The 16204-nt window shown below is 34.8% G+C and carries 15 protein-coding genes and 1 tRNA gene; 12 read left to right on the forward strand and 4 right to left on the reverse strand.

Annotated features, from left to right (window positions below; all coding sequences use genetic code 11):
* Positions 1-6 precede the first annotated feature (6 nt).
* Positions 7-756 carry a DUF3298 and DUF4163 domain-containing protein gene (locus tag CGC52_RS09995; RefSeq protein WP_095894284.1) on the forward strand — a complete coding sequence of 250 codons (750 nt, stop codon included), beginning with the start codon at positions 7-9 and terminating at the stop codon, positions 754-756.
* Between the two features lie 620 nt (positions 757-1376).
* Here the strand turns inward: CGC52_RS09995 and eno are convergent.
* The 4 genes from eno to CGC52_RS10015 form a co-directional block, all read right to left on the reverse strand.
* Complete coding sequence (gene eno, locus CGC52_RS10000) at positions 1377-2666, reverse strand: phosphopyruvate hydratase (RefSeq protein ID WP_041994254.1); 1290 nt, start codon at positions 2664-2666, stop codon at positions 1377-1379.
* A gap of 96 nt (positions 2667-2762) precedes the next feature.
* Positions 2763-3866, reverse strand: a complete 1104-nt coding sequence (carA, locus tag CGC52_RS10005) for a glutamine-hydrolyzing carbamoyl-phosphate synthase small subunit (protein ID WP_095894513.1) — start codon at positions 3864-3866, stop codon at positions 2763-2765.
* A 280-nt stretch (positions 3867-4146) separates the two neighbouring features.
* Positions 4147-5148 (reverse strand): glycosyltransferase family 2 protein, encoded by a 1002-nt coding sequence (locus tag CGC52_RS10010; protein ID WP_095894285.1) that lies wholly within the window; start codon positions 5146-5148, stop codon positions 4147-4149.
* A gap of 87 nt (positions 5149-5235) precedes the next feature.
* Positions 5236-6549, reverse strand: coding sequence for an exo-beta-N-acetylmuramidase NamZ domain-containing protein (locus CGC52_RS10015; protein ID WP_232751859.1), 1314 nt, complete (start codon positions 6547-6549; stop codon positions 5236-5238).
* On the opposite strand from CGC52_RS10015, the gene CGC52_RS10020 reads away from it, so the two are divergent.
* The 11 genes from CGC52_RS10020 (at position 6533) to CGC52_RS10070 (ending at position 16199) form a co-directional block, all read left to right on the forward strand.
* On the forward strand, positions 6533-7690 hold the full coding sequence (locus CGC52_RS10020; protein WP_042347331.1) for an FtsX-like permease family protein: 1158 nt from the start codon (positions 6533-6535) through the stop codon (positions 7688-7690). The genes CGC52_RS10015 and CGC52_RS10020 overlap by 17 nt on opposite strands.
* Before the next feature lie 246 nt (positions 7691-7936).
* On the forward strand, positions 7937-8743 hold the full coding sequence (locus tag CGC52_RS10025) for an endonuclease I family protein (RefSeq protein ID WP_042347333.1): 807 nt from the start codon (positions 7937-7939) through the stop codon (positions 8741-8743).
* A 142-nt stretch (positions 8744-8885) separates the two neighbouring features.
* Entirely contained in the window at positions 8886-9650 is a 765-nt protein-coding gene (locus CGC52_RS10030) for an alpha/beta fold hydrolase (RefSeq protein ID WP_095894286.1), read from the forward strand.
* On the forward strand, positions 9640-10356 hold the full coding sequence (locus tag CGC52_RS10035) for a peptidylprolyl isomerase (protein ID WP_095894287.1): 717 nt from the start codon (positions 9640-9642) through the stop codon (positions 10354-10356). The genes CGC52_RS10030 and CGC52_RS10035 overlap by 11 nt, the downstream gene beginning before the upstream one ends.
* 81 nt (positions 10357-10437) lie before the next feature.
* Positions 10438-11610 (forward strand): porin, encoded by a 1173-nt coding sequence (locus tag CGC52_RS10040; protein WP_095894288.1) that lies wholly within the window; start codon positions 10438-10440, stop codon positions 11608-11610.
* Between the two features lie 215 nt (positions 11611-11825).
* Positions 11826-12587, forward strand: coding sequence for a TatD family hydrolase (locus tag CGC52_RS10045; protein WP_042347361.1), 762 nt, complete (start codon positions 11826-11828; stop codon positions 12585-12587).
* A gap of 56 nt (positions 12588-12643) precedes the next feature.
* Entirely contained in the window at positions 12644-13780 is a 1137-nt protein-coding gene (locus tag CGC52_RS10050) for a 1-acyl-sn-glycerol-3-phosphate acyltransferase (RefSeq protein ID WP_095894515.1), read from the forward strand.
* A gap of 3 nt (positions 13781-13783) precedes the next feature.
* Positions 13784-14812, forward strand: coding sequence for an asparaginase (locus tag CGC52_RS10055; protein ID WP_095894289.1), 1029 nt, complete (start codon positions 13784-13786; stop codon positions 14810-14812).
* Positions 14813-14871: 59 nt separating this feature from the next.
* A tRNA-Ser gene (locus tag CGC52_RS10060) sits at positions 14872-14959 on the forward strand.
* Positions 14960-15046: 87 nt separating this feature from the next.
* Complete coding sequence (locus CGC52_RS10065) at positions 15047-15775, forward strand: MotA/TolQ/ExbB proton channel family protein (RefSeq protein ID WP_042345415.1); 729 nt, start codon at positions 15047-15049, stop codon at positions 15773-15775.
* 31 nt (positions 15776-15806) lie between these two features.
* Positions 15807-16199: a hypothetical protein gene (locus tag CGC52_RS10070; RefSeq protein WP_095894290.1), complete on the forward strand. Its 393-nt coding sequence runs from the start codon at positions 15807-15809 to the stop codon at positions 16197-16199.
* Positions 16200-16204 lie beyond the last annotated feature (5 nt).

Genomic DNA, 16204 nt, shown 5'->3' on the forward strand with positions numbered 1-16204 from the left:
ACGGGTATGAAAAAATATATTGCTATCATTTTAGGAATTCTTTTGACGGCTTGTTCATCTGAACCTAAATTTACAGAGAAAGTAATTGAGCATACTAATGAAAATTGTATGGATAATTGCCTTTCTGTTACTATAAATTATTTAGTTTGTAAGAAACCAACAGCCTTTGCTGACTTTTTCAACCGTGAAATTGAGGAACAGGTAATTAACTTTCTATTGAGCAATCAGATAGATTCTTTGGCGACTAACGTTTCGTCAGTTTCTGAAGCTGTAAAGCTTTTTGTCGATGATTATAATAAATTACATGAACATTTTCCTGATATTCCTGCTTTTGAATTGAACTTGAACGATAGTATTTCCTTTCAGAATAAAAAAATCATTTCTTTGGTTTCGGATAGATATGCCTATACTGGAGGAGCTCATGAGCTTTTGACAACTATTTTTTTGAATTTTGATATCGAAACGAAAACACTTATTGCCAATGAAAATTTATTTTCAGATATTGAAAAAGTATCTGAAATTGCTGAAATACACTTCAATGAACAGCGAAAAATCGTTTCTGCCACCAATCCAACTGAAAATGATTTTTGGTTTGATGATAATAAATTTACTTTTCCCGAGAATATTGGCTTTACGAAAGAATATTTAATTTTGCTTTATAATCCCTATGAAATAGCTTCGTACGTTAATGGAGCATTTCAGGTCAAAATACCGATAGAGGAGGTTAAACCTTATCTTAATATTGGAGATTTATAGTTTGTTTGAGTCTAAAAAAATCGGTATAGATCATACATCCAAGTTTCATTTTTTCCTACTGTGAAGAGTGTAGCTTGGATTTGTTGTTCATAAAAGTTTAATAAGAAAAGTGTATCAGTAACCTTTTGCAGTTCAAGGTTTATATTCCGATAAACTTCATCTATTTGTCAAGTATAAAAATACACTCTAATAATTTAAAATAAATCTAAATAAATTTTGTAATTTCAAAAAAACCTATTATATTTGCCTCGTTGTTAGTAGTTGTTATTTGCAAAGGGAATTAATTTAGTAGTGTTTTTTATATTTCATTTGCAGTTCAAATTATGTAAAGAAGTTTGCAAATTATTTCTTTCATAAGTGAATAGTTAGTTTTAAGCGGAAAGTCTGTCATAATTGGCAGACTTTTTTGTTTTGGAGAGATTGATTGAGTAGTTAAAGTAGAGAAGTATTTATTTGATTTTCAGTAGTAATTTGGGTATTTCAGTTTTATGTATCATCTAAATTTTATCCAATAAAAAACTATCCAAAATGTTTTTTACTTTTGATAAGAATATTTATAAAACACTCAAAATCAATTCGTAAAACATTTTTGGATAGTTCAATAAAGCTAAAATAAAGAATTACTTCACATTAAATGCTTTCTCTTGTGGGAAATACGCTACCAATCCTAATTCTTCTTCAATGCGAATCAATTGGTTGTATTTTGCCATACGGTCAGAACGTGAAGCTGAACCTGTTTTGATTTGTCCTGTATTCAATGCAACAGCCAAGTCAGCGATAGTGTTATCCTCAGTTTCTCCTGAACGATGTGACATTACCGAAGTGTAACCTGCTCTGTGAGCCATTTCCACAGCTGCAATCGTTTCAGAAAGTGTACCGATTTGGTTTACTTTGATAAGGATAGAGTTAGCAACACCTTTTTCAATACCTCTCTCAAGGATAGAAACGTTTGTTACAAACAAATCATCTCCAACTAATTGTACTTTGTGTCCGATTTTTTCGGTAAGCATTTTCCAACCTTCCCAGTCGTTTTGGTCCATACCATCTTCGATTGAAATAATTGGATATTTTTCAACCAATTCAGCTAAGTAATCAACTTGTTCTTGTCTTGTACGAACTTTTCCTGAAGCTCCTTCAAATTTAGAATAATCGTATTTTCCGTCAGCGTAGAACTCTGATGAAGCACAATCCAAAGCGATTTTAATTTCTTCGCCCCATTTGTAACCTGCATTTTCTACTGCTTTTTTGATAGAATCTAACGCGTCTTCTGTTCCTTCGAAAGTTGGAGCAAAACCTCCTTCGTCACCCACAGCAGTGCTTAATCCTCTGTCGTGCAATACTTTTTTCAAGTTATGGAAAACTTCTGCTCCCATTTGGATAGCTTGAGAGAAGTTTTTTGCTTTTACAGGCATAATCATAAACTCTTGGAAAGCAATCGGAGCATCAGAGTGAGAACCTCCATTGATGATGTTCATCATAGGAACAGGCAATGTGTGTGCACTAACTCCACCTACATAACGATACAAAGGCAAATCCAATTCAGCAGCAGCAGCTTTTGCAACAGCCAAAGAAACCCCTAAGATTGCATTAGCTCCTAATTTTGATTTGTTTGGTGTTCCATCAAGCTCAATCATTGTTCTGTCGATAAGATTTTGCTCGAAAACACTCATTCCAATAATTTCCTCAGCAATGATTTCGTTAACGTTAGCAACGGCTTTCAATACACCTTTACCCATATAATCTTTCCCTCCATCACGAAGTTCAACTGCCTCATATTCACCAGTTGAAGCTCCTGAAGGAACAGCTGCTCTTCCAAGATGTCCGTTTTCTGTTATAACATCAACTTCTACTGTTGGATTTCCTCTTGAATCCAAAATTTGTCGTGCGTGTACGCCTACAATAATACTCATATTTTCTATTATTTAATTAAAATTTCTTTTTATTGATTAACAATTTTCAATGAAGAATGATTTAACTCAAATCGTTCATTACAAAATTCTTATCTGTTAATTATTTTTCATCATTTCCGCAAATTGGTCAAACAGATAAGTGGCATCGTTTGGTCCAGGTCCAGCTTCAGGGTGATACTGAACGCTGAAACATTTTTTGCCTTTAACACGAATTCCCATAATGGTATCATCATTGAGGTGAACGTGCGTAATTTCAATATTTTTATTAGCTTCTGCTTGTTTTCTGTCTACCGCAAAACCATGATTTTGAGAGGTTATCTCTCCTTTTCCTGTAAGTAAGTTTTTTACAGGGTGATTAATTCCTCTGTGTCCGTTATGCATTTTGAATGTGGGAACGTCATTTGCCAAAGCAATGATTTGATGTCCTAAGCAAATCCCGAACAAAGGTAAATCCTCTGCTATCATTTGTTTCACTTTTGCAATAACTTCTGTTAGTGGTTCAGGGTCTCCTGGTCCGTTTGATAGAAAATATCCATCAGGATTCCATTTCTTTAACTCTTCCAGAGGACTATCATACGGAAAAACTTTTACATACATATCACGTTTTGCCATATTTCTCAAAATGTTTTTCTTTATTCCAAAGTCAAGAGCGGCAACCTTGTACGTAGCGTTCTCATTGCCAAAAAAATAAGGTTCAGTAACTGACACTTTCGAAGCCAATTCTAAACCTTTCATATCAGGAATTTGTTTTAATTTTTCTTTAAGAAACTCTAAATCATCGGTTTGAGTTGAAATAACGGCGTTCATTGAACCATTATCACGAATGTGAGCTACTAATGCACGAGTGTCTACATCGCAAATGGCTACTAAGTTGGTTTTATCGAAAAAATCTTTCAATGAACCAGAAGCACTTGGTCTGGAGTGATCATAGCTAAAATTACGACAAACCAATCCCGTAATTTTGATGCCATCGGACTCATTTTCATCCTCATTAATTCCGTAGTTTCCAATATGGGCGTTGGCTGTTACCATGATCTGCCCAAAGTAGGAGGGGTCTGTAAAAATTTCTTGATAGCCTGTCATTCCCGTGTTGAAGCATACTTCTCCAAAAACAGTACCGTCGTTTCCTACGCTTTTTCCGTAGAAAGCGGTGCCATCAGCAAGTAAAATAACCGCTTTTTTCTTTTCTTGATATTTCATTAAAAGTTCTTTTTTGGTTTTAATTTCCAAAGGACAAAGGTACAAAAACCAGAAGAAAGAAACAAATTTTTTATGGCCATATTCTGTGTTAAAAAAAAGAAAAATTGATTGATACAAACTAGGATAAATCAAGTTATTATCAAACCAAATTGGCTGATAATTAAAAGAAGATATAACAAATTTTAAGCTAAAATTCTGTAATCAAAGTGTACCTGTTTCGGATATTTTGCAATTTCATCCGTAGTATTTGGGATAAATAAACTCTTTCTTTTAACAAAGTTTATTTTCGGCGAAAAAATAAATGAGGAAATAATTTTTCAGGTTCTTTTTTGTACAAAAATAATTTTGTAGTAGCTCTGAAAAAACCAAATCCATAGCTAAAAAACTGTACTAAAATCGCCCATATAGTCAAAAATCCAATTTTTGTGCTTTTGTTTTCCCTTGAACTGTGAAGCAGAACTATGATGAAATAACTACAGTAGATGTACAATCCTTCCAATCTGCCTATGAAAGCAACTGATAAAGAGAAGATTAATCCTATTGAAAATAGAAAAGGTAACCAAAAAGTTATTTTCTTCGTTTGTGGATACCAATGATTTAAAATAGCTCGTGTTTGTCCGAATTTGCAGACTTGCTCTTTGAATTTTTTCCACGAAATACGACGTTTGTGATAGACAAACGCTTCTTCAATAAATGCCGTTTGATACCCTTTTTGCCATAATCGAATTACTAAATCAGGATCTTCTCCAGGATGTATTCTTCCAAAACCCCCACTACTTTCAAAAGCCTTGCGTGAAAGCCCCATATTGAAACTTCGGGGTTGGAATTTCCCTATTCCATTTTTATTGCCACGAATGCCTCCCGTGGTGAGTAAAGAGGTCATGGCATAATTGATTGCTTTTTGAATGTCCGTAAAGCTTTCATCAGCAGCATCGGCGCCACCAAAGCAATCTACATACTGTCTTTTCAGAAAATCATCTACGGATTCTAAATAATGTTCGGGTAGTAGGCAATCGGAATCTAAAATTATAAAATAGTCATAATGAGCTTTTTGCATACCATAGTTACGAGAATCTCCAGGGCCAGAATTGGGCTTATACAAGTAGGTAATATGCAGCCTATCTGCATATTTATCACAAATCTCCTTGGATTGAAGGGTTGAACCATCTTCGATGACTACGACCTCGAAATCCCCTTCAAAAGATTGATTTGCAATAGTTTCTAATAATTCATCGACTTCAATAGGGCGATTGTAAACAGGTATTATAAATGAATAACTCATGTTCTGACACTTTTTTTAAATACTCATGGGGTAGACTCTACTATCCAAATGATGTGCTTTTCGGTGGTTGATGTAGATTATATTATTTTATTTATCTCTGTAAATCAGATATTTATTTCTTGTTTCTTTGAATTTAGCCAAATCCTTTTGCCATGTTTCACGAATTTCGGTTTCGCTTTTTCCTTGGATAATTTGTTCCTTAAGTTTTTTATTTCCTGCGAGTTTGTTGAAAAAGTTATTAAAAAAATCTATTTTCACGCCTTTCGATTGCTCAAACGCTTTTTGTAACCAAGACAAATTCAAAGCTGACATTCGTGGATGATTGGTTAAATTTTCCCCATAACACACTTTTCCTTTGAATTTAGGATTTTTATCTCCCAGATTTGGTTGTGGTGTAAACTGAAAGTTAGTTTTCTCTAAATAAGGAGATCCATAAATTTGAAATTGAGATGAAGTTCCTCGTCCCATGCTTACATTTGTACCTTCGAAGAAACACAAACTTGGATATAAATTTATGGCAACATCGTTAGGTAGATTTGGCGAAGGTCTTACGGGTAAACTATATGGGGTTTGGTGTGTATAATTAGATAAAGGAATCACTTTTAAATTTGCAACTATTTGATTTTTAAGCCATTTTTCTCCATTTATCATTTGTGCATATTCTCCAATGGTCATTCCGTAGACTACAGGAACTGGGTGCATACCTACAAAACTATGTTGTTCCATTTCTAGAACAGGCCCATCAATATAGTGTGCGTTAGGGTTTGGTCGATCCAGTACGATTACAGGAATATTTAGTTCGGCACAAGCCTCCATCACGTAGTGTAGAGTTGAAATATACGTGTAGAATCGGACACCTACATCTTGCAAATCAAATAAAATTACATCAATATTTTTCAGGTGTTCAGGAGAAGGTTTTTTATTTTTTCCGTAGAGTGAAATGATGGGAATACCCGTTTTTGAGTCTTTACCATCTTTGACGATTTCTCCGGCATCGGCTTCACCACGAAATCCGTGTTCAGGGACATATATTTTGTGGATGTCTATTTTGCGACTGATTAGCGAATCGACCAGGTGAGTGTATTCTCCTTTTTTGTTTTTGATGATTCCTGTTTGGTTCGTTACAATACCAATTTTTTTATTTTGTAAGTCGTTTATATATAGCCATATACGGTTACTTGCCAATACAATTTCTTTTTCAGAAATTCCGTTACTTGTGTTTTTTTGGCTATAATTTTTACAAGAAGTGATTAAAAATAGCAAAAAAAACGTATTTTTGACCATTCTTAAAATAAACAGACCATTGAATTTTCCCTTTTTCATAGCGAAACGAATTATATTTTCAAAATCGGGTAAAAGTACGATTTCTTCTCCAATTATCAAAATGGCGATTACGGCAATTGCCTTAGGAATGGTTATGATGTTGATTGCTATTGCCACAGGAGGTGGGTTGCAACGAAAAATACGTGAAAAAATTGTTACTTTTCAAGGGCATATCCAAATTTATAATTATGACAATAATGCTTCAGAAGTATCAATAAAACCAATTTCAATCCATCAAGACTTTTATCCTCAATTTACCGAAATACCCTCAATTGTGCATTTACAAGCAGTAGCAACAAAAGGAGGAATTATCCGAACGGAAACCACTTATGAAGCTATTTTAGCAAAAGGAGTAGGGGAGGATTATCGTTGGGAGGTTATGTATGAGTTCCTTAAAGAGGGGCGTATTCCCGATTTCACGACGGATGAAATCAGTAACGAGATTCTTATTTCGGAATATTTGGCTAATCGTTTGCAACTTCGTTTGGGAGACCATTGCCATACTATTTTTCTTAAAGATGAAACCTCACAAGTCCCAAATCAACGAAATTTTAAAATTGTAGGTATCTATAATAGTGGTTTTCAGGAATTTGATGCTTCTTATGTTTTTGTTGATATTCGCCAAATTCAACGCATCAATCAATGGAAAAAGGATGAAGTTGGGATGTTTGAAGTTTTTGTTGATGACTTTGATAAGATAGAGTCAGTCGGTGATCAGGTGTATGATAAAACTATGGCGACACTTGATTCGCAGACTATTATGCAGAAATATCCATTTATTTTTGAATGGTTGGGGATGTTTGATTTTAATATTTATCTCATCATAGGAATTATGATAGTCGTGGGAGGTTTTAATATGATTACTGCCATTTTAGTGCTTATTTTGGAGAAAACTCCCATGATTGGCATATTAAAAAGTTTAGGCACTTCCGACCGTAGTATACGCAGTATATTTTTGTATAATGCAGCCTACATCATCACACAAGGATTGTTTTGGGGAAATATTCTCGGGTTTTTATTACTGTTTTTACAACAAAAATACAGTATTATCAAATTAGATCCAGCTACTTATTACGTTACTGAAGTGCCTATTCACATTGATGTTTTCTCTGTTATTTTCCTTAATATTGGGGTGTTGATACTGTGTTTATTGATGCTTTTAGTGCCTACTTATGTCGTTACAAAAATATCACCAACCAAATCGATGAAGTTTTCGTAAAAAGTTTTGTATATTTGCAGAAGGTTAAAGTTCTGAGTATAATAAACTAAATAATTCATATAGCTCACAATATGGATATCATGCAATTTTTTTTCAAATTGAAATTTGATGGATATTTAGTGAAGCATTTGGGCAAAAGACCCATATTTCACGGCTGAGATTTATATGTTCTGTTTTTAAGCAACAGGCAGAATTTTTTTTGATATCAGTGTAAGTGATTGAAAAACAATAAATAAAAACAAAATTATGAAATATATATTATTTTTACTTGTATCATTTTTCGTAGCTTGTAGTACACAAAATGTACCTTTACCTGAAAAAGAGGAAAATACAGAGATTCCTGAAGAAGACCCAAATTTTCAAAATGTTAAATTCAATATTCCTAAGGAATTACAGGCGTACTATAAGAATATTGATTTTTCAAAAAAAAGCTCAGATTTATACAACGATTTGGCTACTTTGACCATTCAAAAGCACGAAAATATTTTACAGTATTACGACAGACATAAATATTTATACCAAGCCGATAAGTCGGAAAATGACCCTCAAAAAGTGGTGTTGCTTTACACAGGAGAAATTCGTTTTTGGAAAGAATATGAAGGGAATAAAGGATACAAACCTCAGACGTTCAATACTGAACACGTTTATCCACGTTCAAAATTAGGATTGGTGGCCATCGCCGATTTACATCACTTACGGGTGTGCGACTCGCGAGTGAACACACTTCGGGGCAATTATCCATTTACGGAAGGTAGTGGCTCAGCAAGATTAATCAATGGCAGTTGGTATCCAGGAGATGAATGGAAAGGTGATGTAGCTCGAATGATTCTGTACCTTAATTTGCGATATAACGAAAGTCTTGGCAAGGATATTTCAACTGGAGGGGTTGATTTACTACTGAAATGGAATGCTGAAGACCCCGTTTCAACCATTGAAAAGAATCGCAATAACGTTATTGAACAAGCTCAAGGAAATCGTAATCCTTTCATAGACAATCCTTTTTTAGCTTCCCTATTATGGGGAAAATACAAGGCTGAAAATAGATGGAAATAATTCAAGGGTTTACTTTTTTGCATACAGCTCTTGCCATAAAATTTCGGCTCTGTTCAGAGTTACCCCTTGTTAAATCTTTCATTGATGAAAATACAGATGATTCTGAAAAAACAATTTTGTAAATTCTAGTATAAAAATAAACATGAAAAATATTCCGTTTTACACCAAAAAAGGCTCAGGAAAACCATTGATGTTACTCCACGGATTTTTAGAAAGTAGTGAAATTTGGGAACATTTTGCAGAAATCCTACAGTCGGATTTTTGTGTCATTACCACTGATTTGTTAGGACATGGGAAAACTCCTGTCGAAGCGGAAATTCATACTATGGAAATGATGGCAGAAGCTGTAAATCGTATTCTAGAAATCGAAAAAATAGATACTTGTTTGTTTGTAGGGCATTCCATGGGAGGATATGTATCACTCGCTTTTGCAGAAAAATATCCTGAGAAAGTTAATGGATTAATTTTGATGAACTCAACAACGGTCGCTGATTCGGAAGAAAAAAAAGCAAACCGACTTCGAGTCTTGGAAGTTATTGATAAAGATAAATCGTTTTTCATACGTACGGCGGTAAATAACTTGTTTAGTTCAGAAAATCGTATCAAGATGAAGCAAAAAGTGGACAAGGTTATCAAAATTGCGATGGAAATTCCTAACGAGGGAATCAAAGCAGCTTCTTTGGGAATGAAAGATAGACCCGACCGAACACATATTTTTGAAGGATTACAGGTGCCTAAACATATCATAATTGGTGAAAATGACGAACTGATTCCCGCAGAGAATTTAGTAGAACTGGCTCAAAAAACAAAAGCGTCATATAATCGTTTGATTGGGGGACATATGTCGTACATTGAGAATGAAACTGAAACTGTGGATATTATCAAAAGAATAGGCTATGAGATATAGTTTTCTGAGTATGCTCTGCATTTTTATTCTTTTGGGGTGTAACGACAGATCTCAAAAGGCAAATAATTCGTTGGAGAGTGTTGAAAATAATAAAGAGGTCACGGAAGAGAACTTAGTTAAAGAGGACAAATCAGAAAAGGAACAAGAAATATTTGAACCGTTGACCACCCAAAGTGCAATTCCTTTTTTGTTCGAATATGAAAAGAAACACAAAGAGCGTTACGTTCGTATTATTACTGACTACGGGAATATTGATATTGAGTTGTTTGTAGAAACACCATATCACCGAGCAAATTTCATTTTGTTGACCAAGGAAAAATATTTCGATGGTTCAGTTTTCCATCGCGTGGTAAAAAATTTTGTGATTCAAGGAGGGAATTCGGATAGTTGGGCTATCCATAAAAAACGACATCGGATAGGACAGTATTTATTGCCTCCCGACACTAAAAAAGGTTTTAAACATCACAGAGGAGTGGTTTCGATGCCAAGCAGTGACATTGAAAATCCGCACAAATTCGCGTCGCCTTATGAATTTTTTATTGTGGTTCAAGATCCAGGTGCTTACCATTTGGATGGTGGGTACACAGCTTTTGGTAAAGTCATTCAGGGGATGGACGTAGTCGATAAAATAAGTCAAGTCGAAACCGATGATCAGAGCGAATGGCCAAAACGAGATGTTAAAATGAAAGTCGAAATTTTGAAGTGATTAAATTTCATAACAATATCTTAACACATAGTTTGGTTGATTTTGTACCTTTGCACAACTTTTTTAAAAAAAAACATGATAATGAAAAAAATAATCCTTTTTTTAGCACTATTGGTCGGAACAGGAGTCTTTGCACAAAAGCATAAAGACGAAAAAAACATCTATACAGATTTTTTACCTTACTATAATTTTGGAAAAGGATTAGGAATTACGGCACCCGATAGCATTTTTCAATTGAATATCCGTTTTCGTATGAAAAACAGATTAGAGGTTACGGAGGATACCTATTCAGCGAAAGTGCGTCGTTTACGTTTGCGTTTTGATGGTTATGTTGGAGATCCTAAATTTACGTATGCTATTCAATTGGCATTTGCTCCCGAAGATATTGGAACAACCCGAGATGGTGAAAATTTAAATATTATCCGTGATGCGATTGTGTTTTATAAACCCAATGATCAGTGGTCGTTCGGTTTTGGGCAAACCAAGCTTCCGGGAAATAGACAGCGCATTAACTCGTCAGGAGCGTTGAATTTAACAGACCGTTCTATTAATAATCAGGCGTACAATATCGATCGTGATTTCGGACTACAGGCAGTATATTCAAAGCAGAAAGAAAACGCCTTTGGGTATAATATTAAAGCAGCGTTAACAACTGGAGAAGGTCGTAATTCCACAACAAAAACCAAAGGATTGGCTTACACAGGACGTATCGAATTTTATCCTTTGGGGAAATTTAAAAAAGGAGGAGAGTTTTTTGAGGGTGATTTGCAGCGAGAAGAAAAGCCTAAGCTATATTTTGGAGGTACCTATCACTATAATGAGAAGGCGACACTTAGTCGAGGGCAGCACGGTACCAAGTTGTTACAACAACGTGATTTACAGTCTTTTTTCTTAGATTTTGTGTGTAAATATAACGGTTGGTCGTTCACCTCGGCCTATATGAGCCGTACGGCTGACAATCCTATAGTTGATGCTGCAAAGGCCAATTTTGTGCAAGTAGGTAATGGGTATGACACCCAATTGAGTTACGTATTTCCTCAGAAATGGGAAATTATAGGGCGTTTTTCTCGTAATAATTCTCACAGTGATCTGTATGCTTTCGTTCCTAAACAAAATCAGTTTTCTTTAGGGATTACAAAGTATATTTGGGAACATGCTTTCAAAATGCAATTTGAAATCAGTAAAAATGATTATATTCAATCACCTAAAAAAGATGATTGGTATGCTCGTTTCCAAATAGAGATTGGTATATAACCAAAAAAAATCAGATATACAACACAAAATTATCCCAAAAATATTTCAATGGATACAAAATGATACGAGTATAAGTTTACGGGCTTATACTCGTTTTGTTCCTAAAATTTCGAATACTTTCGCTTGTTAAGTGCTAAATTTTGAATCTGAGTGAAACTAAAACACAAGTGATAAAATAACCTTATTACTATCTGATGAAACAACCACTTCCTATCATAACTGATACTCACACACACCTTTATAGCAAAGTCTTTGATGAGGATAGAGACCAAATGATGCAACGAGCCATGGCATTGGGTGTGACGCGATTTTTTATTCCAGCTATTGATTCTTCACACACCGAGAGTATGTTTGCTTTGAAACGGGCGTACCCGGATAATGTATTCTTAATGAATGGCTTACATCCTTGTGATGTGAAAGAAAACTACTTGGAAGAGCTGGATCATGTTGAGAAACTGATGACAGAACACTCTTTCTGTGCCATAGGTGAAACGGGTATCGACCTCTATTGGGACAAGACTTTTTTTAAGGAACAGCAAGAAGCCTTTCGTAGGCAAATAGGCTTGGCTAAAAAGCATAAATTGCCGATTGTTATTCATTGTCGTGAGGCATTTGACGAAATTTTCGAAATTTTGGATTCAGAAAAAGACGACCGTTTGTTCGGAATATTTCACTGTTTTTCGGGTAATGAGCAACAGGCAAAACAAGCCATAAGCTACAATCTAAAACTCGGAATAGGAGGCGTAGTAACTTTTAAAAACGGAAAAATAGATACTTTTCTCAAAAATATAGATTTGGAGCATATCGTTTTAGAAACGGATTCTCCTTATTTAGCACCTGTTCCCTATCGAGGGAAACGAAACGAAAGTGCTTATATTACAGAAGTTTTGAAAAAAATTTCGAGTATTTACGGGGTGTCTGAGAACGAAGTAGCTGATATCACCACAAAAAATTCTATAAAAGTTTTTGGTTTTTAGCATTGTTTTATGATTTTTTTTTCGTTACTTTGCTTTTCGATATGCAACAAAATACGATAGTGGATTATTTTAAATCAATACGACCCTACTACGACAAGGAGGTTTCGGAGGTTTTGCAAAAAGTCAAAGACCACTCCAAAGTACAGGCTATGTTAGCCTACGGTTTTCCAGATCTTTCTGTTGAAGAAAGAGTAGGAAAACTTTTGTCGTGTGAGTCGATTTTTGATTTTCAGAATAAAATCATGTATGGAGTTGTCAAGAAAGCAATGGAGAAAAGTATTGCTCAGTTCACCTATGAAGGATTTGATAAACTTACAAAGGAAAAGTCGTACCTTTTTATTTCAAATCATAGGGATATTATTTTGGACACTTCGTTGCTTAACGTTACGTTACATGATCATAATTTAAAAATGACGGCTTCGGCTATAGGGAATAATTTAATTCAAAAGAAATTTTTGAAAATCCTCTCTATGCTGAATCGTAATTTTATAATTTACAGGAATTTACCTCCGAGAGAATCGTTAGAGCATTCAAAAATTGTCTCGGAATATATACATTATTGTATAACTAAAGATAACCGATCCGTTTGGATAGCTCAACGTGAAGGACGTACTAAAAATGGGGATGATCGCACTCAGCAAGGTGTGTTGAAAATGCTTTCTTTAGCTGCACCAGAGGGAGTGTCACCGTTGCAGTATTTAAAGACACTCAACATAGTCCCGATGTCCATTTCATATGAATTTGATCCTACGGATATGATGAAAATCCCCGCTCTAATGGCGCAACATTATGGTGTTGAATATGTTAAATCAAAAAAAGAGGATTTTGAGAACATATTACAGGGATTGATAGGACAGAAAGGACGTGTGCATATTTCGGTAGGAAAGCCCCTCAACGGAGAACTTGACAAAATAGAAAAGGAACATGCTCATGTTAATAAGCAGTTACAGGCAATAGCAGAAACTTTGGATAGATCCATTCATTTGCAGTACAAACTGTTTCCTGCTAATTATATTGCTTATGATTTATTGAATAGTACAGATACTTACAAGGATTTTTATACCGAAAAGGAGTTGCGTCAATTTGAACGAAGAATACACAATCGTAGCAAATCTGATGATGTTCTTTCTCAAGAAAAATTTTTGGAGATGTACGCCAATCCCGTTAAAAATAAAATGAGCCAACATGTTTGATTTATGAACACACAAAATTCAAAAATATTACTCATTTATACGGGAGGTACTATCGGAATGATAAAGGATTATGAGACAGGAGTGCTTAGAGCCTTTGAGTTTGAGAATATTTATCATCGTATTCCAGAGTTGTCACATTTAGATTGTGTGATAGACTCCGTGTCCTTTGAAAAAGCAATAGATTCATCGGATATGAATCCGAGACATTGGATCAATATTGCAGAAACTATTGAAAATAACTATGATGTTTATGATGGTTTCGTTGTTTTACATGGGAGCGATACGATGAGTTATTCAGCGTCAGCACTTAGTTTTATGTTAGACAATTTAGCGAAGCCTGTTATTTTTACAGGGTCTCAACTTCCCATAGGTGATTTACGTACCGATGCGAAGGAAAATTTGATAACATCCATCCAGTTAGCTGCCCTAAAGGAAAACGGAAAGTCAGTGATTCAAGAGGTGGGATTGTATTTTGAATATAAGCTCTATCGAGGAAATCGAACAACTAAAATAAATGCTGAAAATTTTCAAGCTTTTGTTTCAATGAATTATCCGACTTTGGCAGAAAGTGGAGTGCATTTGAAGGTTAACAAACAACATTTGTTAAGAAGCGAAGGTCACCAGTCTTTGAAAGTGTGGAAAGAGTTTGACCAAAATGTAGCTGTTGTAAAGTTGTTCCCAGGTATTACAGAGAAGATATTAAACGGATTTTTTGATATTCCTGATTTAAAAGCAGTTATTTTAGAAACCTATGGTTCAGGGAATGCACCTACTGAGAAATGGTTTTTAAATAGTATTGAGAAAGCTATTCAGAAAGGAATACATATAGTCAACGTAACACAATGTTCTGGAGGAAGCGTCATTTTAGGAAAATATGAGGCAAGTGAACACCTCAGAAGGATGGGGATAATCAATGGAAAAGATATCACAACGGAGGCTGCTGTAACAAAAATGATGATTTTGCTAAAAAAAATAGTTTCTGATAACTCTTTGAAAATCAGATTTGAAGAAAATATTTGTGGTGAAATTTAATAAAAAGTTTACATTTTTCTTTCTAAGTAGAAAAAAAATTCGTTATTTGGCATTCTGAAAGAGAGGTGTCCGAGTGGTCGAAGGAGCACGCCTGGAAAGTGTGTATACGCCAAAAGCGTATCGAGGGTTCGAATCCCTTCCTCTCTGCTTTACAATAATTATAGTGTAGAAACAAAAAAATTGAGTACTAAAATCATTAAAATTATTAACTAACAAATTAAAAAAGATTAAACAATGAAAAAAATGTCATCGAAGCTATTTTTCGTAGCTATGTTAATTTTAAATGTCGCTACTGTTAGCGCACAAGAAGTAGAAAATGCAGGTGCTTCAAAAGGGTTTCATCAAGTGTTGAAAGAGCGTTTCATTGAAGGAGGTCCTGAGTTCATGGGAGTTGTTTTGCTCTGTTTGATTTTAGGTTTGGCGGTTGCTATTGAGAGAATCATTTACTTGAATATGGCAACTACAAACACTAAGAAATTAGTAGCAGAAGTAGAAAATGCACTTGACAAAGGTGGAGTTGAGGCTGCAAAAGAGGTTTGCCGTAACACAAAAGGGCCTGTTGCTTCTATTTTCTATCAAGGATTAGAGCGTTCAAACGAGGGAATCGAAATGGTTGAGAAATCAGTAGTTGCCTACGGAGGAGTTCAAATGGGTCAGTTAGAGAAAAACGTATCTTGGGTTTCTTTGTTTATCGCTATTGCACCGATGTTAGGGTTTATGGGAACGGTAATCGGGATGATTCAAGCATTCGACAAAATTAGTGCAGCAGGAGGTTTGGATGCATCTTTGATTGCAGGTGACATTAAAGTAGCGTTATTGACTACAGTATTCGGACTTATCGTTGCGATTATCCTTCAAGTGTTCTATAACTACATCATTTCAAAAATTGATGCTCTAATTAATGATATGGAAGATGCATCTATTTCATTGATAGATATGTTAGTAGCAAGACAAAAAAGATAAAATGATTTTCTAATTAAAAGAATTTTAAATTATGTATAAAATATCAAAAATAGGTGTTTTGATGTTGGGAGTTTTAGGAGCTATTCTTTGGATAATGCTTATAACCACAGCTGATACACAAAATGTTGATAATGCACCTATGGAGTGGATGTTTATAATTTCTTATATCCTTTTAGGACTTGCTCTTGTGGCAGCTGTTTTTTCAGGAGCAAAGAATATCTTATCCAATCCAAAGGCTTTGAAAAAGACACTTATCTACACAGGAGTTTTTGTTGTAATTATGTTTCTTCCTTTCTTGTTTGTTACGGAAAAAACAACCACCGAAACTTGGGTTAGTGCAGGTTTAATTTCGTTCTATATTCTTACGATAGTGGCAGTTGGTTTGCTTATTATTTCAGGAGTAAAAGGAGCTTTAACAAAATAAAATGA

It is taken from the genome of Capnocytophaga sp. H2931 (assembly GCF_002302535.1).
Classification (GTDB): Bacteria; Bacteroidota; Bacteroidia; order Flavobacteriales; family Flavobacteriaceae; genus Capnocytophaga; species Capnocytophaga canis.

Coding starts and splice junctions, on each gene's coding strand:
- CGC52_RS09995 (WP_095894284.1), top strand. CDS start 7: ATGAAAAAATATATTGCTATCATTTTAGGAATTCTTTTGACGGCTTGT.
- eno (WP_041994254.1), bottom strand. CDS start 2,666: ATGAGTATTATTGTAGGCGTACACGCACGACAAATTTTGGATTCAAGA.
- carA (WP_095894513.1), bottom strand. CDS start 3,866: ATGAAATATCAAGAAAAGAAAAAAGCGGTTATTTTACTTGCTGATGGC.
- CGC52_RS10010 (WP_095894285.1), bottom strand. CDS start 5,148: ATGAGTTATTCATTTATAATACCTGTTTACAATCGCCCTATTGAAGTC.
- CGC52_RS10020 (WP_042347331.1), top strand. CDS start 6,533: ATGGCGATTACGGCAATTGCCTTAGGAATGGTTATGATGTTGATTGCT.
- CGC52_RS10025 (WP_042347333.1), top strand. CDS start 7,937: ATGAAATATATATTATTTTTACTTGTATCATTTTTCGTAGCTTGTAGT.
- CGC52_RS10030 (WP_095894286.1), top strand. CDS start 8,886: ATGAAAAATATTCCGTTTTACACCAAAAAAGGCTCAGGAAAACCATTG.
- CGC52_RS10035 (WP_095894287.1), top strand. CDS start 9,640: ATGAGATATAGTTTTCTGAGTATGCTCTGCATTTTTATTCTTTTGGGG.
- CGC52_RS10040 (WP_095894288.1), top strand. CDS start 10,438: ATGAAAAAAATAATCCTTTTTTTAGCACTATTGGTCGGAACAGGAGTC.
- CGC52_RS10055 (WP_095894289.1), top strand. CDS start 13,784: ATGAACACACAAAATTCAAAAATATTACTCATTTATACGGGAGGTACT.
- CGC52_RS10065 (WP_042345415.1), top strand. CDS start 15,047: ATGAAAAAAATGTCATCGAAGCTATTTTTCGTAGCTATGTTAATTTTA.
- CGC52_RS10070 (WP_095894290.1), top strand. CDS start 15,807: ATGTATAAAATATCAAAAATAGGTGTTTTGATGTTGGGAGTTTTAGGA.